General features: G+C 60.4%; 18 protein-coding genes. 10 read left to right on the top strand and 8 right to left on the bottom strand.

Annotation, left to right across the window (positions count from 1 at the left end; all coding sequences use genetic code 11):
- The first annotated feature begins 1 nt into the window (after nt 1).
- Complete coding sequence (gene xylB / locus BFP92_RS14765) at nt 2-1,456, top strand: xylulokinase (protein ID WP_065930063.1); 1,455 nt, start codon at nt 2-4, stop codon at nt 1,454-1,456.
- 233 nt (nt 1,457-1,689) lie between these two features.
- Here xylB and BFP92_RS14760 read toward each other — a convergent pair whose 3' ends face one another.
- The 3 genes from BFP92_RS14760 to BFP92_RS14750 form a co-directional block, all read right to left on the bottom strand.
- Nucleotides 1,690-2,148 (bottom strand): REP-associated tyrosine transposase, encoded by a 459-nt coding sequence (locus BFP92_RS14760; RefSeq protein ID WP_065930062.1) that lies wholly within the window; start codon nt 2,146-2,148, stop codon nt 1,690-1,692.
- 288 nt (nt 2,149-2,436) lie between these two features.
- On the bottom strand, nt 2,437-3,294 hold the full coding sequence (locus tag BFP92_RS14755) for an NmrA family NAD(P)-binding protein (protein WP_065930061.1): 858 nt from the start codon (nt 3,292-3,294) through the stop codon (nt 2,437-2,439).
- 101 nt (nt 3,295-3,395) lie between these two features.
- Complete coding sequence (locus BFP92_RS14750; protein WP_065930060.1) at nt 3,396-3,836, bottom strand: Lrp/AsnC family transcriptional regulator; 441 nt, start codon at nt 3,834-3,836, stop codon at nt 3,396-3,398.
- Between the two features lie 109 nt (nt 3,837-3,945).
- On the opposite strand from BFP92_RS14750, the gene BFP92_RS14745 reads away from it, so the two are divergent.
- Nucleotides 3,946-4,851 (top strand): DMT family transporter, encoded by a 906-nt coding sequence (locus BFP92_RS14745; protein ID WP_065930059.1) that lies wholly within the window; start codon nt 3,946-3,948, stop codon nt 4,849-4,851.
- Here the strand turns inward: BFP92_RS14745 and BFP92_RS14740 are convergent.
- A complete protein-coding gene (locus BFP92_RS14740; RefSeq protein WP_065930058.1) occupies nt 4,829-6,808 on the bottom strand; it encodes a peptidase U32 family protein in 1,980 nt (659 codons plus the stop codon). The two genes, BFP92_RS14745 and BFP92_RS14740, sit on opposite strands and share 23 nt — an antisense overlap.
- A 238-nt stretch (nt 6,809-7,046) precedes the next feature.
- Entirely contained in the window at nt 7,047-7,427 is a 381-nt protein-coding gene (locus tag BFP92_RS14735) for a RidA family protein (RefSeq protein WP_065930057.1), read from the bottom strand.
- A gap of 150 nt (nt 7,428-7,577) precedes the next feature.
- Between BFP92_RS14735 and BFP92_RS31250 the strand changes: the two genes are divergently transcribed.
- The gene (locus BFP92_RS31250) at nt 7,578-8,375 is read left to right on the top strand and encodes a hypothetical protein (protein ID WP_139114069.1); all 798 of its coding nucleotides are present in this window, start codon (nt 7,578-7,580) and stop codon (nt 8,373-8,375) included.
- Nucleotides 8,376-8,448: 73 nt separating this feature from the next.
- Here BFP92_RS31250 and BFP92_RS14725 read toward each other — a convergent pair whose 3' ends face one another.
- Nucleotides 8,449-9,771, bottom strand: coding sequence for an OprD family porin (locus BFP92_RS14725; RefSeq protein WP_065930055.1), 1,323 nt, complete (start codon nt 9,769-9,771; stop codon nt 8,449-8,451).
- Nucleotides 9,772-10,241: 470 nt separating this feature from the next.
- A complete protein-coding gene (locus BFP92_RS14720) occupies nt 10,242-11,111 on the bottom strand; it encodes an isocitrate lyase/PEP mutase family protein (RefSeq protein WP_065930054.1) in 870 nt (289 codons plus the stop codon).
- Between the two features lie 279 nt (nt 11,112-11,390).
- Between BFP92_RS14720 and BFP92_RS14715 the strand changes: the two genes are divergently transcribed.
- Nucleotides 11,391-12,332, top strand: a complete 942-nt coding sequence (locus BFP92_RS14715; protein ID WP_065930053.1) for a cupin domain-containing protein — start codon at nt 11,391-11,393, stop codon at nt 12,330-12,332.
- A gap of 112 nt (nt 12,333-12,444) precedes the next feature.
- On the opposite strand, the gene BFP92_RS14710 is transcribed toward BFP92_RS14715, so the two are convergent.
- Nucleotides 12,445-13,341, bottom strand: coding sequence for a LysR family transcriptional regulator (locus BFP92_RS14710; protein ID WP_065930052.1), 897 nt, complete (start codon nt 13,339-13,341; stop codon nt 12,445-12,447).
- A 217-nt stretch (nt 13,342-13,558) separates the two neighbouring features.
- Between BFP92_RS14710 and BFP92_RS14705 the strand changes: the two genes are divergently transcribed.
- The 6 genes from BFP92_RS14705 to BFP92_RS14680 all read left to right on the top strand — a co-directional run bounded on the left by BFP92_RS14705 (nt 13,559) and on the right by BFP92_RS14680 (nt 20,819).
- On the top strand, nt 13,559-13,957 hold the full coding sequence (locus tag BFP92_RS14705; protein WP_065930051.1) for a cytidine deaminase: 399 nt from the start codon (nt 13,559-13,561) through the stop codon (nt 13,955-13,957).
- 54 nt (nt 13,958-14,011) lie between these two features.
- Nucleotides 14,012-15,277, top strand: a complete 1,266-nt coding sequence (locus tag BFP92_RS14700; RefSeq protein ID WP_017135630.1) for a NupC/NupG family nucleoside CNT transporter — start codon at nt 14,012-14,014, stop codon at nt 15,275-15,277.
- Between the two features lie 10 nt (nt 15,278-15,287).
- The gene (gene deoA, locus BFP92_RS14695; protein ID WP_065930050.1) at nt 15,288-16,595 is read left to right on the top strand and encodes a thymidine phosphorylase; all 1,308 of its coding nucleotides are present in this window, start codon (nt 15,288-15,290) and stop codon (nt 16,593-16,595) included.
- Complete coding sequence (locus tag BFP92_RS14690; RefSeq protein ID WP_065930049.1) at nt 16,592-17,821, top strand: phosphopentomutase; 1,230 nt, start codon at nt 16,592-16,594, stop codon at nt 17,819-17,821. The genes deoA and BFP92_RS14690 overlap by 4 nt, the downstream gene beginning before the upstream one ends.
- 68 nt (nt 17,822-17,889) lie before the next feature.
- Nucleotides 17,890-18,516: a dTMP kinase gene (locus tag BFP92_RS14685; protein WP_065930048.1), complete on the top strand. Its 627-nt coding sequence runs from the start codon at nt 17,890-17,892 to the stop codon at nt 18,514-18,516.
- 167 nt (nt 18,517-18,683) lie between these two features.
- A complete protein-coding gene (locus BFP92_RS14680) occupies nt 18,684-20,819 on the top strand; it encodes a TonB-dependent siderophore receptor (RefSeq protein ID WP_065930047.1) in 2,136 nt (711 codons plus the stop codon).
- Nucleotides 20,820-20,894: the final 75 nt, after the last annotated feature.

Raw genomic sequence — 20,894 nt, 5'->3', positions numbered from 1 at the left:
TATGCGCAACCCTGTTTCCCTCGGCATAGACCTCGGCACTTCAGAGCTCAAGGCGGTCCTGATGGACGTCGACGGCAGCGTACTGGCCCACGCCGGTGTGCGCCTGAATGTTTCACGGCGCCACAGCGGCTGGTCCGAGCAGGCCCCCGAAGCCTGGTGGCAGGCCTGTTTGCAGGCGCTGGCGCAGTTACGTGAACACGCGGCATTTGCGCGTGTGGCGTGCATCGGCCTGTCCGGGCAGATGCATGGCGCGGTGTTGCTGGGCAAGGATAATCGTGTGCTGTACCCGGCCATTCTTTGGGATGACGCGCGCGCAGTGGCCCAGGCCGAGCAACTGGGCAGCGGCTTTGCCGACACCACCGGCAGCCTGCCGATGGCCGGGCTGACGGCGCCCAAACTGCTGTGGTTGCAGCAGCACGAACCCGAAATATTCAGGGCGATTGAGTGTGTGCTGTCGCCCAAGGATTACCTGCGGTTATGCCTGACGGGCGAGCGCATCAGCGATATGTCGGATGCCGCCGGCACCCTGTGGCTGGACGTCGCGCAGCGTGAATGGTTTGCGCCGATGCTGCACGCCACCGGCCTGACGTTGGCCCACATGCCCAGGCTGGTGGAAGGTGGTGCGGCGGGTGGTGTACTGAATGTCAGCGGGTTGGGCCTGTTGCCCGAGGTGGTGATTGCCGGTGGCGGCGGCGATAACCCGGTGGCGGCGGTGGGTATCGGTGCGGTCAATGCCGGTGACGGCTTTATCACCCTGGGCACCAGCGCGGCCATCGTCGCCATCACCGACCACGCCGCCGGCAACCCCGCCAGTGCCGTGCACAGTTTCTGCCACGCCTTGCCCAACCGCTGGTACACCATGGGCGCCATGCTCGCCGGGGCCAGTTGTCTGCGCTGGGTGACGCGCTTGACCGGCCAGCCGGATGAACAAGCATTGCTGGATCAGGTGCAGGCGCAGTTGCCCATCGAGCAGCCGGTGCCGCTGTCGACGCCGTTGTTTCTGCCGTACCTGGCCGGTGAACGCACGCCGCACAACGACCCGTTATTGCGCGGTGGGTTTATGAACCTGGGGCATGACTGCACCCCTGCGATGCTCGGTTATGCCGTGATGGAGGGCGTAGGTTTCGGCCTGCTCGATGCGCTGCGTGCGGTGCAATCGACCGGTGCCGACGTGACCGCCTGCGCCTTGGTCGGCGGCGGGGCCCGCAGTGAGTATTGGGCGCAGTTGCTGGCCAACATTCTGCAGCGGGAGATCTTCACGCTGCACGGCAGTGAACTGAGCGCGTGCGTGGGGGCGGCGAAGTTGGGGTTTATGGCGCTCGGCATCGACCTGTTGGCGGCGGGGATGAAGGTGAAGATGCGCTACAGGCCGGATGCCCGGCAACAAACGACGCTGAAGGCCCGGTATTGCAAATTTCAAGGCTTGCTGACTGCTGCAAAAGCGCTGCACGACTAACACTGCGAACACAGCTCTTTGTTGCCAGCAGGCTTGTTGTAGTGAGCAGGCTTGTTGTGGCGAGCAGGCTTGCCCTGCGTTGGGGCGCGAAGCGGCCCCTATACCTGAAGACGCAATACACCTGGAAATACGCGGTGGCTGGCTTGGGGCTGCTGCGCAGCCCAGCGCAGGGCAAGCCTGCTCGCCACAGGGAGCCTGTTTGCTGGAACAGGTCGGTGCATCCAGTAAGCTTTTTATAACCAGGCCGCATCCCATAGCGGGTAATCACCAATGTGCTCGACCAGCCCGGCTCGCAGAGGGTTGGCGATGATATAGCGGGCCATTTTCAGAACATCTTCATCGGCTCGAACGGCGCGGTCATGGTAACCACGCTGCCAGAACCGTTCTCGGCTGCTTCGGGCTCGATTGATACTGAGCGTGCTGCGTGACTTGGTCTGGCGCATCACATCGCGCAGTGTTGAGTTGTTCAGGTCGAACAACCAATGAAAATGATCCGGCATCACCACCCACGCCAGTGAGTTGACCAGGCCCGCTTCATGAGTTCGTTTAAATTCTGCGACCAACAAACGGCCCAGCTGAAAATCCCGAAACAAGGGCAGACGCTGATGCACCACGGCAGTGACCAAATACGCTCGACCATTTTCTGAATAGCGGCCACGACGTAACAGATGGGAATTGGGTTGAGGACACACTCCGTTGTTCCTTGCATGAATAAGAGACTTTGACGCTAGCAGCGCAATCGCCCCAGCCCGGCACATTTGCGTGTCCCGATATGTCTACGCCCATCTCCCTGTGTTGAATCGTCCTCCGGTGGTGAGCAGGCTTGTTGTGGCGAGCAGGCTTGCCCTGCGTTGGGGCGCGAAGCGGCCCCTATACCTGACGACGCAATACACCTGGAAATACGCGGTGGCTGGTTTGGGGCTGCTGCGCAGCCCAGCGCAGGGCAAGCCTGCTCGCCACAGGAAGCCTGTTTGCAACACTCAGCGGGTGTTGTCGGCCAGTTCGCGCAGCACCGTCAGCAACGATGTTTGCCCTTTAAGCACCTGCTCCTGCTCAAAACAGATCCAACCTTCATTGAACCCATCGACCATACGCATACGTGGCAAGGGGTTCTGGGCGCCCTGGGCACGCAACAAGGCTTCCCACGTCTCACGCGCCACCGCTTCAGCGTGCACGTCGCGGTCGAGTACCTGCGACAAGCCCTGGGCGATGTCGTTGGGGCTGACCCACTGGCCCTCCAGTTCAACCACCCGATGGCCGGCCCACGCCTGTTGCAGCAGCTGCGCGGCGAGGGTGCCGATATCTGCGGTGGCGATCATCGGCACGGCTTTGTCCAAAGGTTGCAGGAAGCTGTGGATCACACCGGTTTCCCGCGCGGCAATCAGGTCGTACCGCGCGTTTTCCATAAACCAGGCGGGCCGCAGAAAGGTCACCGGCATGTCCAGCGAGCTCAGGGCTTGTTCCATCAGGGTGCGTTGGGTCAGCAGGTTGACCTCCGCGGCCTGGGCGCCGATGGTCGACAGGCACAGCACCTTTTTCGGCGTGGCCGCCTGCAGCGCCTGGCTGACGGCGGCAATCACTGCACGGGCTTCGGGAAAACCCGGCTGCGGATCAAACCCGGGAGGCGGCAGGATAAACACGCCGGTTGCGCCCTTGAACGCCTCGGTTAATGCCGGTGCGTCATCCATTTGCGCAAACACCACGTCGCAACCTTGATCGGCCCAGTAGGCCGCCTTGCCGGCATCGCGCATCACCGCGCGCACCGGTTGGCCTGCCTTGATGAGGTTGCGCGCCAGGGCGCCGCCGACTTTGCCTGTAATGCCTGTTATCACGTACATGAGCTTTATACCTGTGGGTTCCAATCAGTGGAGCCCAGCATAAAGATCGGCCAGTGATGACAGAATAGCGATTGCGTCACTGCGTTAGTGACGCGAAATCACTAATCACCCAAGGGCGGCAAACGGCGTTTTACCGGGGTTTTCTTGACGATGGCCGTATTGGTTTCGGCATAAGCGTTGAGACGGTCGAGCAGGCTGTCGAGCTGGTCCATGGTGCGCACATGCAGGCGTGCGATAAAGCAGTCATCGCCGGTGACTTTGTCGCACTCGGTGAACTCGGGGATCGCCTGGATCTGGCGCTCCACCTCCTGCAATTTGCCCGGCAAGGGGCGGATGCGCACGATGGCTTGCAGCAGGTAGCCAAAATGCCTGGGGTCGATATCCACCGTGTAGTGGGTCAACACGCCGCGCTCTTCAAGGCGCCGCAAGCGTTCGCCGACGCTGGGCGATGATAACCCGGTAATGCCCGCCAAGGCCTTGAGCGACAGGCGCGAGTCGTCCATCAAGGCGCTGATCAGTTGCTGGTCGATGGTGTCAATCATGCTGTCTGCCTAATAACAAAAGGTGAATAGAGTTTTTTGCCTTTTTATGTCGCTGGAGCCCTTAAGCAGCAGATTGCCATAATTGTGGCTCACTTGAGGAGCTTTCATCGTGGACACATCTATCCGTCGCGGGTCGTGGGAAATGGTCGCCGCCATGCTGATCTCGGGCACCATTGGCTGGTTTGTATGGGTCTCGGGTGTATCGGTGATCGAGGTGGTGTTCTGGCGCTGCGTGATCGGCGCAGTGGCCTTGTTGCTGGTCTGCGCATTGTTGGGTTATTTGCGCCTGGAACTGCTCACCTGGGCCAAGTTCGGCCTGGCGATGCTCAGTGGCGTGGCCATCGTCGGCAATTGGCTGCTGTTGTTCGAATCCTATTCCCACGCGTCCATTGCCATCAGCACGGCGGTGTACAACGTGCAGCCGTTTATGTTGGTGATGCTGGCTGCAGTATTTCTAGGTGAGAAAATCACCGTGCAGAAACTGGCGTGGTTGAGCATCGCGTTTCTCGGCATGTTGGCGATTGTCACCGCCCATGGCGAGCAGCAAAGCGGTGGCGCCGATTACCTGGCGGGGATTGCCCTGGCCCTGGGCGCGGCGTTTTTGTATGCGGTTGCCGCGCTGATCATCAAGCGCCTCAAGGAAGTGCCGCCGCATCTGATGGCGTTGATCCAGGTGACAACCGGCGCACTGTTACTCGCGCCGCTGGTGCCTTGGAACAGCCTGCCGGTGTCCACCAATGCGTGGGCTGCACTGGTGACGCTTGGCGTGGTGCACACCGGTTTGATGTACGTGTTGTTGTACGGCGCGATCCAGAAACTGCCCACCGCCATTACCGGGGCACTGTCGTTTATCTATCCGATTGCGGCGATTTTTGTCGACTGGATCGCGTTCGGCCATCGCCTGGGCTGGCTGCAATGGCTGGGTGTGGCCGCAATCCTGCTGGCGGCAGCGGGGTTGCAGCGGGGCTGGTGGTGGCCCCGCGCCTCAAGGGCTAGTGCGTACCCTGAAAGATGATGTTTTCCGGGTTGAAGTGCTCCACCTTACTGCCCGGCTGCGGCAACCCAAGGATATGCCCCTTGATCTTGCCCACCACGTGCATCTCGCACGGCTTGCAGTCGAACTTGAGGGTCAGCACTTCGTCGCCGTGAATCAACTGCATCGGCGCCACCTTGGTTTTCACGCCGGTCACACCCTTGGCCTGTTTAGGGCACAGGTTGAACGAGAAACGCAGGCAGTGTTTGGTGATCATCACCGGCACTTCGCCGGTTTCTTCGTGGGCTTCGAAGGCGGCGTCGATCAGCTTGACGCCGTGACGGTGGTAGAAGTCGCGGGCCTTCTGGTTGTAGACGTTGGCCAGGAACGACAGGTGCGCTTCCGGGTACACCGGCGGCGGCGAGGTTTCCGCTTTACGCCCGCCACGCGGGTGCGCGGCAACGCGTGCGGCAGTCAATGCCTCGATCACCTCACGGCGCAAGGCCTTGAGTTGCGAGTTGGGGACGAAGAACGCCTGCGGTGCATCCAGCTCGATGTGCGTGGCGTGGTACTCGGTGGTGCCGAGTTGGCCAAGCAGATCGCGCAGGGTGTCGAGCGCCTGTTCCGGCTTGTTGGCCACGCCAAACGGGCCGGGCAGGGTGACGCTGGCGTTGATGCCTTCTTCGCTGGTGGCGGTGACTTCAAGCTGGTCTTCACGCAGGCGTGCCACCCAGGCCAGGCCGATGCGGCGCTCGGCGGAGGTTTTGAGCAGCGCTTGTTGCCAGTTATGGTCGAGGTTGCGGTTCAGCGGATGGTTCGGGCGCAGCTGATGCAGGCCGGCCGGCATTTCATTTGGCTCAACGCGGTAGCGATAGCGCTTCTGGCCATCTTCCTCAAACTCGCCCTTGGCTTCGGCGATGTTGGCACGGAAACCCACAACCTCGCGCTTGACCAGCACATTGAGGCCATCGCCATTGGACAGCGGCTCATGGGTGACCACCTGCAGGTCACGCTTGCCGGCTTTTTCCACTACTCCCACCGGCAGGCCGGTAAAGGTCGGGGTATCGAAAGCGCCGATGTCGACCTTGCGGTCGGTGACGAAATAGTCGGTGCTGCCCCGGTGGAAGGTTTTTTCCGGGTCGGGCAGGAAGAAATGCGCAGTACGGCCGCTGGAGGCGCGGGCCAGGTCCGGGCGGTCTTCAAGCACGTCGTCAAGGCGCTGGCGGTAATAGGCGGTGATGTTTTTCACATAGCCCATGTCCTTGTAGCGCCCTTCGATCTTGAACGAACGCACGCCGGCTTCGACCAGGGCGCGGATGTTGGCGCTCTGGTTGTTGTCTTTCATCGACAGCAGGTGCTTTTCAAAGGCCACGACGCGGCCCTGGTCATCTTTCAATGTGTAGGGCAGGCGGCAGGCCTGGGAGCAGTCGCCACGGTTGGCGCTGCGGCCATTTTGCGCATGGGAGATGTTGCACTGCCCGGAGAACGCCACACACAGCGCACCGTGGATGAAGAACTCGACGGCCGCGTCGGTCTCGTCGGCGATGGCGCGGATCTCTTGCAGGTTCAGCTCACGGGCCAATACCAACTGCGAAAAACCGGCCTGGTCGAGAAATTTGGCGCGAGCCAGGGTGCGAATATCGGTCTGGGTGCTGGCGTGCAGCTCGATGGGCGGAATATCCAGCTCCATCACGCCCAGGTCTTGCACGATCAAGGCATCGACACCGGCGTCGTACAACTGATGGATCAGCTTGCGCGCAGGCTCCAGCTCGTTGTCATGCAGGATGGTGTTGATGGTGGTGAACACACGGGCGTGGTAACGGCGGGCGAATTCGACCAGTTGAGCGATATCGCTCACCTCGTTGCACGCATTATGGCGTGCGCCGAAGCTTGGGCCGCCGATGTAGATGGCGTCGGCGCCATGCAAGATAGCCTCGCGCGCAATGGCGACATCACGGGCCGGGCTGAGCAATTCCAGGTGGTGCTTGGGCAAGGACATAGTTTTTTTAGTCAGGCTTGTCACGGTTGAGGCGCGCATTGTAGCTGTGAAATGCCTGACCGGCATCTACCGCAGGGCTGCCTCGCTGAGGGAGAGGCTATTGAAGCCTCGTCCGGCGCAACCTGTGGGAGCGGGCTTGCTCGCGAATGCGGTGTGTGAGTCGCCACATGCATCAACTGACACGCCCTCTTCGCGAGCAAGCCCGCTCCCACAGTGGATCTGTGCTGTGGCTTGGAATTCAGGCTCTGGCTGCCATCGCGGTGACTTCCACGCGCATGCCTTCTACCGCCAACGCAGCAACGCCAACGGCTGCACGCACAGGCCAGGGCTTGGCGAAAAAGCGCTTGTAGACTTCGTTGAATGCCGCGCGATCAGCCATGTCGGTGAGGTAGATGGTCAGGTGCATCACCCGGTCCATGGAGCTGCCGGCTTTCTCCAGCGCGACCTTCAGCGCTTGCAGGGTGCATTCGCTTTGCAGGGTGATATCGCCCAGTTCCAGGCTGCCGTCGGCGTGGGTCGGAATTTGGGTGGAGACCAGGATGCCATTGAAACCGATGACGTCGCTGGAGATGGAATCGGCATCCGGGTCGGGGGTGAAGGACAGGTCGTGGTTGGCCATGGGCGCCTCATAAAAAATTGGAACGAATGTTGGTGCGCAGTTTAAACACAGGGGGCGGCAAGGTCACGGCGTCCGTGACGGTGGTCGCTCACAACGTTGATAGGTAAGCTGGAGGGCTAAACAACGCTAAGTAAAGGGTAAGCACACCTGATGGCAAAAGAACTGATGACGGAGGCAGTGTGTTGGGACATGGACGCGAAGGTGTCAGCCCGCTTTGCCCATAGCGACAGAGCACTTTTTTATTTTTGCGAATGTTGCCTCGAAGAAGTTGTGGCTTCAATTTCGCAAAGGGATAACTTTTTTTTCAAAGCCCTGAATTCACATAAGCCAGGCTGCGCGCACGAAAAGGAAAAAACTCAAGCGTCCGACGTTCCTGTGCAACTCACTCCAAGAACTGCCCATATAGCACCGCCATTGATTCCCAGTCATCTGGGCAAACTGACCAAACGACGTAAAAGCGCCAAACCTTCGCAGGCGCAAATGCAAGCGTTGGTAGCGCAAGTGAGTGAGGCGCCTGCCATGCACCCGGGCACCCTGGCCGAGGTGGTTGACGCATGGTCCGCGATGTCAGTGAGTCAACGTCACCGAGCGCCGTTATCGATCGCTGGGCGGCAACTGGCTTACTTCGACGCTTTCGCTCAGATGAACGCCTCCCAAAAGAACATTGCGTTACTGGAATGTGATCAAAAGGTCATTTATGCCCAAGCGACTGCCACTGTCCTGGACAAAGCCATCCTGGTCGTGACGTGGCTTAAGTTCGAGACAGCCAATAAGCCCGTGCCCATCCGGGTGAAAATCAAACCCACTGACCCTGTGGCCGAAGGATGGACCAGTGGCCAGCACGTAAGATTATTCCTCCACGGTCCTGTTCCTGCGCTTAATGCTCAGCAGACTCACTTTGAAATGCAGCCGTCGACCGATTACAGCGGGTTCATTGTCAGGCCCTGAGACGTTCTAAAACGCGCGGCATAGCGCCTGAATGCGCGGGCCACGAAACCATAGGCCCGCGCAACCAAGCCACTTACAACAGGGTAAACGGGTAGTCGACGATCACCCGCAGTTCATTCAACTTGCCATCGCGTTGGTCAGCGTTGGATGAAACCATGGCGTCACGCACGCGAAACGACAGGTTTTTCGCCGGGCCGCTTTGCAGCACGTATTTGGCTTCCACATCGGTCTCGTGGTGGTCGCCGTCGGCGCCGTAGTCCCCGGCATAGGCGCTGTTGGTCGGGGTGTGAGTACCGTTGATATCCGAGCCGTTGACGTAACGGGTCATGAAGCTCAAACCCGGTACGCCGTAGCTGGCCATGTTCAGGTCATAACGCACGCCCCACGACTGTTCGCCCGGCCCGTTGAAGTCGCCCCATTGGATCGAGTTGGCCAGGAACACCGAGTCGCCGCCTTCGCCCGCGCCGTTGTTGCCGGTGCCGATGTAGTCGAACGGCGTGTCGCCGTGGACTTTCTGGAACGACAGCGTCAGGGTATGCGCCGCCAGGAACGAGTAGGCCGCCGCCACCGAGTAGGTGGTGTTGTTGATGGCCCCGGCCTTGGCGCTGCCGGTGTCGAGGGTGCGGTACAGGTTGCCGTCCAGCGCCAGTGACTGGTCATGCCCCAGCGCGATCACGTAGTTGAGGTTGGTGTAGTACTGGCGCCAGATGTCCTCCAGCTCGCCGGCATACAGGGTCGCGCTCAACGACGGGGTGAAAGTGTATTTGCCGCCGACAAAACTTGCGCTGTTGGCCGCCACGTTGGCGTAGGTCGCGTAGATATCGTGGTCATGGTTGCTGGTCATGCCGCTGTTGGTGCTGGTGAAGTGCCCGGCTTCCAGGTCCAGGCCGGCGATTTCGCTGCTGGTCAGGTCAAAGCCGGTGGCGGTCTGCGGTAAAATACGCGTACCGCCGGTGGCGAATACCGGCGCGGTGGGTTGCATGTCACCGAATTTGAGCTGGGTCTTGGAGACCTTGATCTTTACCGCAGCGCCCACCGAACCGTAGCCATTTTCCGGGTCGCCATTGCGGTTGGTCGGCAATTCACCGGTGCCGGCATCGGCATGGGTGGCGTCGAGTTTCATCGCGCCGTAGGCGTAGGCATCCACACCAAAGCCGATGGTGCCCTGGGTAAAGCCCGAGGCGTAGTTGAGCATCGCGCCTTGGGTCCAGTCGCGGTTGTCGGCCTTGCCACTTTGGCGGTCGCGGTCGAAGTAATAGTTGCGCAACAACCCGGTAATGCTACTGCCGTCGATAAAACCTTTGGAATCGGCCTGGTCGCTGACCGACTCGGCGAGGGCCGCTTGGCTGATACTGGCGCACACCGCCAGCGTTAACAGGCTCCACTGTTTGATCATGTTGTTACTTCCCCAGAATAATTAACGCGTGCACAGAAACACCGCATGCTTGGAGTGCGCTTAAGGTTGTATGGCAGATGTTTCAGGTAAGCGTAATGCTGTTTTTATTGTGCTCGACGTGGTTGTCGAAGCTGATTTTTATCACATTTTTCGAGGGTTTCAGCGGTGGCGGGGATTAAACTGGATTAATTAAACTTCACCTCGTTTAATTTTTTAAAGGTGTAGCGTTGATGGGGTCTTAGCCGCTCTGCTTCGACAAAAACCTTTGGTTTGCCGCCGCAGGCTCTGCGGCGGATTTTTTATTAAGTTAAACGCACTTATATAAAAATTCATCATCGCCATCGCTTTATCAATCATGGCTATATAAGTGTGCTGAATTTAATTCGGGTGTGTAACAACACTGTTGCATGTGCCTGGCTGCGGTCAGAGGTGGGAGCAAGCCCCTCCCGCCTAAAACCGATCTGCATCAATTACTCTTTTACATCCATAAACTCTTCAGCCCAGGCCACATAGCTTTCCGGCAATGTGTACGTATGGGTCAGCTCCGTAGCGCTGAGGTTGGAGGTGCTGCCGGTCAGCTTGCGCTGGGCGCGCAGGCTGTCGTAAGTGGCTTTGATCGACGCAAAGTAGGCGCCGTGGCCGGCCACCACAATGCGCACGCCCAGGGCCGCCAGGCGCTCGCTGTCATTGAGCTGCGGGTTGCCGTAGGTCACCAGCATCAACGGCACCGTCAGGTTGGCGGCGATCTGCTCAAGGTGGTCGAAGTCTTTGACGCCAACCATGCAGATGCCGTCCGCGCCGGCTTTCTCGTAGGCCTTGGTGCGTGCGATCACATCTTCGGTGGGCAGCACGCCGGCATTGGTGCGCGCAATGATCGACAGTTCAGGGTCGACACGCGCTTCCAGCGCCGCCTTGACTTTGCCGATGCCTTCCTCGACGGAAATCAAGTCGGTGGACTTGCGCCCGAACTGCGCCGGCAACAGCGTGTCTTCAATGGTCAGCGCGGCCACACCGGCACGCTCAAGTTCTTCGACCGTGCGCATCACGTTCAGCGCATTGCCGTAACCGTGGTCGGCGTCGGCAATAAACGGCAGTTGGGCGACGCGGCCGATGCGGGTGGCCTGTTCAACGAACTCACTCAGTGTGATCAACGCAAAATCGGGGGCCGCCAGTACCTGCAACGAGGCGACCGAACCACCGAGGATGCCGACTTCAAAACCCAGGTCGGCGGCGATGCGCGCGGACATGGGGTCGAAGACGGAGGCGGTTTCAACGCAGATGTGTTTTGCAAGCAGTTCACGGAAGTTGCGGCGCAACGCTGAGTGAGAAATCTTTGGCATGTTCTTTCCTGGCTTTGGTCATCGTCATGTGACGATCAATGTCTATTCGTGGTGGCGCCAAGATTACCACGCAGAGGAACCGGGGATTATGACGTTTGAGCATGAGATAACGCCGAACATATGGATCATCGGTTCACGCTCAGGCGCTGGACAGACCGATTGCACCGTCGCAGGGCGGAGCCGCCCCATCCTGCACAACTGCTGTGCCGACACAGTGCTTAATCCCTGCAGACGCACTGCCTATAGTGGATTCAAACCCGCCCAAGCCTGAGGTGATTGATGAACCGCGAATTCAAACCCGACCTGACCGATGCAGTGCCAAACGAGCAAGTGGACGCCGAGTACTTCGAATACAGCAAGGCGGCCAACCCGATCAGTGCCAACCTGATTACCCGCATTCCCTACCACAGCTTCCCGGCCTCGCTGTACGACAGCGGCGCCTCGCGGGTGGTCGCGCTGGACCTCAGCGACGCGTTGGGCTGTGAAGGCCCGGCGACCGGGCCGGGGTTGTGTGCCAACTTTATTCGCTTGAACGCCGGTGATGCCCTGGACCTGCACCCCAATGCGACCTCACAGGTGTTTTATGTCATCGCAGGCGAGGGCCGGGTGGTGCAGGGCGAGCATGATATCCCATGGTCCAGCGGTTGCTTTATCGCGCTGCCTGGCCTGCAGCCCGCGCGTTTCAGTGCGTCACAGGATGCACGCCTGTACTACGTGCATGACGAACCGCTGTTGCGCTACCTGGGCGTGACGCGCAGCGCTGATCGCTTCGTGCCGACGCTGTATCCCGCCGCGCTGGCCAACCAGAAGCTGCGGGAAGCGGCGGATGATCCCCGCGCCCAGGACCGCAGCCGCATCAGCATTTTGCTCGGCAACCGCAATTTCCCCCAGACCCGAACGGTCACGCATGTGCTTTGGGCCATGTACGGCATTCTGCCGCCGGGCTCGATCCAGAAGCCGCACCGGCACCAGTCGATTGCGCTGGACTTCATCATCGACTGCCCCAAGGGCTGTTATTCACTGGTGGGCACGGAGCTGGACGCCGACGGTCAGATCCGCAACCCGGTGCGGGTGGACTGGTCGCCGGGCCTGGCGTTCGTAACGCCACCGGGCTATTGGCATGCGCATTTCAACGAATCGGACACCGAGGCATTCCTGATCCCGATCCAGGACGCCGGGCTGCAAACCTACCTGCGGGCGCTGGATATCCGCTTCAGCTGACAGTACTCGGTCAAAATGTGGGAGCTGGCTGGCCTGCGATTGCATCAACTCGGTCTGCCTGATGTACCGAGCTGCTTGCATCGCAGGCCAGCCAGCTCCCACAGGTTTTGCCTTATTTCCAATACGGCGTTTCGCCCAGCTGTTCGACAATAAAGTCGATAAAACAGCGGACCTTGGACGACACGATGCGCTTGGGCGGGTAGACAAACCACACCGCAAACGCCTGTTCAGCCCCCAGGATGTTCCAGTGCGGCAACCAGGCCTGTAGCTCGCCCGCCTCAAGGCTTTTGCTCACCAGCCAATCCGGCAGCAAGGCAAAGCCCAGGCCTTGGCGTGCAGCGAGCAGTTGCGCGTCCAGGTCGTTGATACGGATACAGTCACCGTATACCAGCGGCAACACTTCACCACCGGCCTCGAAGGCAACATCCTGCAGGCTCAGGATGGCGGGCAGGCCGGCCAGGTCTGCCGGTGTCGCCGGGGCCGCGTGCTGCGCGCAAAACCCTGGGCTGGCCACCAACAGGTACTTTCCCGTGCATATCTTGCGCGCCTTGAGCGTGGAGTCGGGCAGGGCGCCAATCCGAATCGCCAGGTCTACGCCTGAATGAATCAGGTTGACCTGGGCGTTATCCAGTACCAACTCCAGCTTGATTTGCGGGTAGCGCGCCAGGAACCGGTTCAAGACCGGCAGGATATGGTGTCGGGCAAACGCGGGCGGCAAATTGAGTTTGAGCACCCCACGGGGTTGCTGGTTGAGCGCCGAGGTGGCGGCCTTGGCTTGCTCAAGCTCATCCAGTACACGGCGGGCGTGCAGCAGAAACGTCTGGCCGCCTTCGGTCAGGTGCAGCGTGCGTGTCGAGCGGTTGAACAGGGCGATGCCCAAATCCTGCTCAAGATCCTTCACGTAGCGCGAGACCGTGGATGCCTTGATGCCCAGTCGCTCAGCCGCCCGGGAGAAATTATTGCCTTCGGCGGCCTCGACAAAGGCGGTTAGCGCAGCGAAATAATCCAAGTGCCGCCTCGGTGGTCAGCGTGGGTAAGCGCTCAGGTTACCGGCTGTGGTCAGGCACCGCCACGGGCACGGGGCCCGATTGTTGAGCCTCCTTGTGATTTTGTTCATGGGCAAAAATAAAGATTGAGTATTCACATCGAATGTTATTTTAATAACACCTATAAGAGCGTCACGACCGTCCTGGACGTGCTCGCAAAAAATGGGATGCACCCTGTAAATGACAATTGAACAGCGTTTGATGGAACAGGCCAAGCGGGCAGCCGAGCGTACGTATTCGCCTTATTCCAAATTTCCGGTCGGCGCGGCGTTGCTGACCGCCGACGGGGAAGTCGTACAGGGCTGCAACGTGGAGAACATCTCCTACGGGCTGACCAATTGTGCCGAACGCAGCGCTTTGTTCAGTGCCATCAGCCAGGGCCATGCGCCGGGCAGTTTCAGGGCCATCGCGGTTTACGCACCCAACGTTTCACTGATAAGCCCTTGCGGTGCCTGCCGCCAGGTGATGCTGGAGTTGATGGCCAAGGATGCAGTGGTGATTTGCCAGGGCAGTGACCCGGCCGCCACGCGTACCTGGACCCTGGCGCAATTGCTGCCGGGCGCCTTCGACGCTTTCTAATCCTGGGCAGGCCAACCGGCCTGCGTCCGCTTGGTACCTTGTTGAGACGCCTGCATGATCAGTCTTGTCGGAATAGCGACCCTTATTGTCATTGCCATTGCTTTATCCCACCAGCGACGCTCGATCAATTGGCGCACGGTTTCGGTGGCCTTTGTGATTCAGGTGTTGATCGGCGCTTTTGCGCTGTACGTGCCCTGGGGCCAGACCGTGCTCGCCGCGCTGTCGGGCGCGGTAGCGTCCCTGCAGCTCTACGCCAACAAAGGCATCGAGTTTCTGTTCGGCGGTTTGAGTTCACCGCATATGTTTGAAGTGTTCGGCAATGGCGGGTTTGTATTTGCTATCCGGGTATTGCCGATGATTGTGTTCTTCGGCAGCTTTATCTCAGTGCTGTATTACATCGGCGTGATGGGCTGGATCATCCGGCTGGTGGGCGGCGGCCTGCGCCTGTTGCTGGGCACCAGTCGGGTCGAGTCGATGGTGGTCACGTCGGCGATTTTCATTGGCCAGTCGGAGGTGCCGCTGGTGGTTCGGCCGTTCATTGCCAAGCTGACGCGCTCTGAGTTGTTCGCGGTGATGGTCGGTGGTTTTGCCGCGGTGGCAGGTTCGGTGCTGCTCGGTTACGCCGGGCTGGGGGTGGAACTCAAATACCTGATCGCGGCGTGTTTCATGTCGGCGCCGGGGGCGTTGTTGATGGCCAAGCTTATGGAGCCGGAAACCGAAGCGGCCCGCACCGACGAGGTGATTGAAGAGCTGGGGCAGGCCGAGAATCGTCCCACCAATATCATCGACGCGGCTGCCGAGGGCGCACAGGTCGGCTTGCGCCTGGCCTTGGCGGTGGGCGCGATGCTGCTTTCGTTTATCGCGTTGATCGCCTTGTTCAACGGGCTGCTGGGCTGGGCGGGCAACTGGTTCGGCTACCCGCAACTGACCTTGCAACTGGTGCTTGGGCACGTGTTGGCGCCCATCGCGTTTCTGCTCGGGGTGCCGTGGCATGAGGCGGTGCTGGCCGGCGGCTTTATCGGGGAAAAACTGGTGCTCAACGAGTTTGTCGCCTATGCCGACCTGGCCAATTACCTGACCGCAGACAAGGCCGCCGCAGCCGGGGTGCCGCTGTTGTCGGCACACACCCAGGTGATCGTCACCTTCGCCCTGTGCGGCTTTGCCAACCTGTCCTCGATTGCGATCCAACTGGGCGGCCTCACGGGCATCGCCCCGCAACGGCGTCAAGAACTGGCGCGGCTGGGCCTGCGGGCCATGATCGGCGGCACGCTTTCCAACCTGATGAGCGCGGCGATCGTCGGCTTTTTCATTTCGCTGTAAGGAGCACAGTATGTGGTTGCCACAAGAAGTGATTCGCCGTAAGCGCGACGGGCATGCCCTGGCTGCTATCGACATTCAACGGTTCGTCGCCGGCATTGCCGACGGTAGCCTCAGCGATGGGCAAGTGGCGGCGTTCGCCATGGCGGTGTTCATCAAGGGCATGGACGTGAGCGAGCGCATCGCCTTGACCGAGGCAATGCGCGACTCCGGCCAGACACTGAAGTGGGAACTGCCGGGGCCTGTAGTCGACAAGCATTCCACCGGCGGCGTCGGCGACATGATCAGCTTGTTGCTCGCGCCCTTGCTGGCGGCCTGCGGGTGTTACGTGCCGATGATCTCCGGGCGCGGCCTGGGGCATACCGGCGGCACCCTGGACAAGCTCGAAAGCATCCCCGGCTACGACTGCCACCCCAGCACCGAACGCCTGCGTGCGGTGGTGGCCGAAGTCGGATGCGCGATCATCGGCCAGACCGCCAACCTCGCGCCGGCGGACAAGCGCTTGTACGTGATCCGTGATGTGACCGGCTCGGTGGAGTCGATCGACCTGATCACCGCGTCGATCCTCGGCAAGAAACTCGCCGCTGGCCTCGATGTGTTGATCATGGATGTGAAGACCGGCAACGGCGCCTTTATGGCTGAGCCTGAGCAGGCGCAAGCACTCGCCGCCAGCATCGTCGCAGTGGCCAACGGTGCCGGAGTCAACACCCGTGCCCTGATCACCGACATGGACCAGCCGCTGGCCCGCAGTGCCGGCAATGCCCTGGAAGTGGCCGAAGCGGTAGCCCTGCTCAAGGGCGAGGTGCGCAGTGAACGCCTGTGGGCGGTGACGTTGGCGCTGGCCACCCAGGCACTGACGATGGCCGGCCTGGCGAGGGACGAGGCTCAGGCCCGTGATCAATTGCTTCAAGCCTGGCAGAGCGGCGCGGCCTTGCAGCGCTTTGAACAGATGGTGGTTGCCCTGGGCGGCCCGCAGGGTTTTACCGACAAACCCGATGAACATTTACCCAAGGCGGTCGTGTCGGTGCCGGTGTGGGCCGAGGAGGATGGCTGTGTCACCGAGATCGACACCCGAGCGGTGGGTTTGGCGGTGGTGACATTGGGCGGTGGACGCAGCCATCCGGACGATGTGCTGGACCTGTCCGTGGGCTTCAGCGAGTTGGCCTTTGTCGGCGAACACGTGAATGCAAAACGGCCCCTGGGTTGGGTGCATGCGCGTACGCCAGAACAGGCCGAGCAGGGCGCATCCGCCTTGCGCGCAGCCTATCGGCTGGGCGGTGAAAGCCCGGCCGCGCGCGAATTGATCCAGGCAATCCTATGAGCAAGGCCATCGTATTAGTGCTGGACTCATTGGGCATAGGCGCGAGTGCCGACGCCGCGCTGTTTGGCGATACCGGCGCCGACACCTTGCGCCATATCGCCGAAGCCTGTGCCCGGGGTGAGGCCGATGGGCCATTGCGCCGGGGGCCTTTGACCCTGCCGAATCTGGGCCAGTTGGGATTGGGCGCCGCAGCGGCGGCCAGTGGCAATGGCCCGCTGCCAGGCAATTGGGGCGACGCGGCACCGATCGGCGCCTTTGGCCATGCGCGCGAGCAATCATCCGGCAAGGACACGCCGTCCGGGCATTGGGAGATGATGGGCGTACCGGTGCTGTTTGACTGGGGTTATTTCGAGCGACCGACCGAGTCCTTTCCACCGCAACTGCTCGCCGACCTGATTGAGCAGGCAGGGTTGCCGGGCATCCTGGGCAATTGCCATGCCTCGGGCACCACGGTGCTGGACGATTTGGGTGAATTGCACATCCGCAGCCGGCAGCCGATTTGCTACACCTCGGCCGACAGCGTGATGCAAATCGCCGCCCATGAAAGCCATTTCGGCCTTGAAGCGCTGTACCGGGTGTGTGAAATCGCCCGCACTTTATGTGATGAATACACGGTCGGCAGGGTCATCGCCCGGCCCTTCACCGGCGAACACGCGGGCCAATTCCGCCGCACCGGTAATCGCCGCGACTACACCGTGCCGCCGCCGTCAGCGACGTTGCTGGACAGCCTCTGCAACGCCGGCGGCAGCGTGCATGCGGTGGGCAAAATCGGCGATATTTTCGCCCATCGTGGTATCAGCCGCTTGTACAAGGCCGATGGCAACGATGCACTGTTCGATGCCACGCTCAAAGCCTACCGGGAAGCACCCGACAACAGCCTGGTGTTTGCCAATTTTGTCGACTTCGACATGCTCTACGGGCATCGCCGAGACTTGGCCGGCTATGCTGCCGCGCTGGAAGCGTTCGACCGCAGGCTGCCGGAGTTACTGGCGTTGATGGACCCGCAAACGTTGCTGATCATCAGCGCCGACCACGGCTGCGACCCCTCGCGCCCGGGCAGCGACCATACCCGCGAGCATGTGCCCGTACTGGCTTATGGTGCAGGCGTGGCGAAGGGCTGGTTGGGCGAGCGAGCCAGCTTTGCCGATATCGGCCAGACGCTGGCGGTGCACCTGGGGTTGGAGCCGTTGGCATGGGGCACGTCTTTTTTGCTGCGTGAGCCATAGCATCGCCAAGCGTCATTCACCCTAAACTACGTTAAGGTGTTGATCACTTATCCATCATTACGTGAAGCATGAGTCGTCCATTATTTGTCTCCCTGGATGGCCCAAAAGGCACGGGTAAAACCACGCTGTTGGAAGCCGTTACCCAAGCACTGCGGGCCGACAACAAAAAGGTGATCCGTCTTTGCGAGAGAAAAAGCGATCCTTACAGGGCCGAAACCATGGCCCTGGTCAACGCACACGCCAGAAACCCCACCGATGATTCGGAGTGGAGCGTGTGTGAGCGCTTTGCGGATAGCCGGCTCTGGATTTCCCGGCACGTGCTGACTAAACAACCAGCCGACAGCATTATCCTGATAGACCGTTGGTACCCTTCAGATGCCGCGTTTCGCCGCACAGTCCCGTTCGCAGACATATTGCAGTTAAACCTGGGCCGACACGTGCGAGTGCCGGACCTGCACGTGGGCGTTATCACCGACCCCGATATTTCATGGTCGAGGGCCGCGCAGCGACGGCGCGGATTGGGCAGTACGTTGATCCATACGTTGCAGGAGCATGTCGAATGTACCCAGGCGTTCGTGCGAGCGGCGGGCGAACAGGGGTGGGTTTTGTGTCGTAATGAAGGGGCGATTGAACAGGCGACGGGGCAGGTGGTTTCCGAGATCTACGACGTGCTTAAGGCAGTCGAAGCAGGTTAGAGAAATAGCTGCTGCCATCCCAGCCCTGGGATGGCAGAGATACAAAGCCGATACTCGAAAGATTGCAAATGAGAATGAGTGGCAAATGAGATCCGTTGGTATATCATGCCTCCCGAATTCCAGGCAGGTTTACCTTCCCGTCCGCTCATCCATTAGGTCCAAAATCCATGCGTCATACCCTGATTTCTCTCTGCGTACTTCAGGCGGTTGCCCCTGTTGCCTGGGCGCAGGTGGCCGGCAGCGAAAATGCCAGCCTTGAGTTGCAAGCCATCAATGTCACGGGAGACGTAGACGCCGAGACGGCTCAGGGGCCTGTCAAAGGGTATCGCGCCACACGCTCTGCCAGTGCCACGCGCACTGACACCTCAATTCATGAGACGCCACAGTCCATCACCGTAGTGCCCAAGGACGTGGTCGAGGACATTGGTGCGACTCGCCTGCAGGAGGCCCTGGACTACGCCGGCGGCGTCGGCCGAGCGAACAATTTCGGTGGCCAAGGGCTTACCAGCTTCACGGTGCGTGGGTTTACAACCGCAGAGTTCTACCGTAACGGTTTTCCGATTAACCGGGGCTACCCCACCATGCCGGACGCCAACAGCATTGAGCGCCTTGAAGTACTTCGCGGGCCAGCGACGATGCTCTATGGGCGCGGCGATCCCGGCGGTACCTTCAACGTGGTCTCCAAACAGCCTTTGCCTGAACGTACGGTCACATTGGGTAGCCAGGTGGATGATCAGGGCATGAAGCGCGGCACCCTCGATGCCTCCGGCCCGCTGGATGAGCAAGGCCGCCTGGCCTATCGCCTCAACGTGGTGGGAGAGGGCGGCGACACCTTCCGCGACCATGTCTCAACCGAACGCTATGGGGTCACACCGGTACTGAGCTGGCAGGTCAATGACGACACCAAGGTGATTTTCGAAGGCGACTTCATGCGTAACAATCATCCGCTTGATCGAGGCCTGACCCGCTTCGCCAACCAGGGTGGCACGCCGTCCCGTGAGACCTTCTGGGGTGAAAAGTACGCCGGTTACCTGCACAACGATAACAACATGGCTCAGTTGCGCTTCGAGCATCTACTCAACGACAACTGGACGCTGGGCGGTGGTGTGCAGTGGTTGGACGGTACGATGAAGGGCAATGGTGTTGAGGCAAACAATGCCACCAGCCTCAACGCCGATGGCCGAACACTCCAGCGCAACTTCAACTACCGCAAGCTGGACTGGACCGACCAGGACTATCAACTGAACCTGACCGGGCGCTTTTCCACGGGCGGCCTTGATCACACGTTGCTGACCGGCATCGAGTATGAGAACTACGACTACAAGTCGATCATCCAACGCTCCAGCGGCGCGGCGGGAGCTTTCCCAATCGATATCTTCAACCCGGTCTATGGCCAGCCACGTCCGGCGCTGACGCGTACGCCGACCCACGACAAAGAAAACCTCAAGACTTACGCCGCCTTTGTCCAGGATCAAGTGGCGCTGACCGAGCGTTTAAAGGTGCTCGCCGGTGCGCGCTTTGAGCGCTTCGAGCACCAGTACGAATCCTACGTGCCCGGCGTCAGGAGCTGGAACGCCGCCGACAACGCCGTCACGCCGCGCATCGGGGTAATGTATGACCTCACTGACACGGTTGCGATCTACGCGGACGCCGCGCGCTCGTTCAAGCCCAACACGGGTGCCAGTCGTCAAGGTGGCGGATTCGAGCCGGAGAAGGGCAAGTCCTACGAAGTGGGGGTTAAGTGGGAAGCGCTGGACCGTCAATTGAGCGTCGATGCGGCGATCTATCAGATCGAGAAGAAAAATGTCCAGGGTGTCGACCCGGTTGACTCGGCCTTCAATGTCGCGACAGGGCAAGTCCGCAGCCGCGGCTTCGATCTGAACGTGGCCGGCAATCTGACGCCCGAGTGGCGCATGATCGGCGGCTATGGCTATGTGGATGCCGCAGTGACCCGGGACACTACCGTGCGCTCCGGAACACGGCTGGCGAATATTCCGCGCAGTAGCTTCAGCCTGCTCAACGTATACGAATTTCAGGATGGCGCGCTTAAAGGGTTTGGCCTCGGCGCAGGTGGAAAATACGTAGCCGAACGCGCCGGGCAGACCGCCAATAACACGTTCTCGATGGGGGCTTACACCGTTGTCGACTTGCTCAGTTATTACAAGGTCAACGAAAAGGTCAGGCTCAACCTCGACGTGAAGAACCTGTTCAACCGTGAGTACGACGAAGGCTCGTTCCTGAACTTCTACGCTTACCCTGGGGAGTCGCGTACGGTGCAAGTGGGGATCTCTTATACTTTGTAACCCGCTGATCAATGAGCTGGACGACCAGTACGGCGTTAAAAAAAGCAGAGCGCCAGAGGTACCCGCCGGTTTACC

The organism is Pseudomonas sp. 58 R 3 (genome assembly GCF_900006605.1).
Taxonomy (GTDB): domain Bacteria; phylum Pseudomonadota; class Gammaproteobacteria; order Pseudomonadales; family Pseudomonadaceae; genus Aquipseudomonas; species Aquipseudomonas salomonii.
This window is presented reverse-complemented; position numbering and strand designations above follow the sequence as displayed.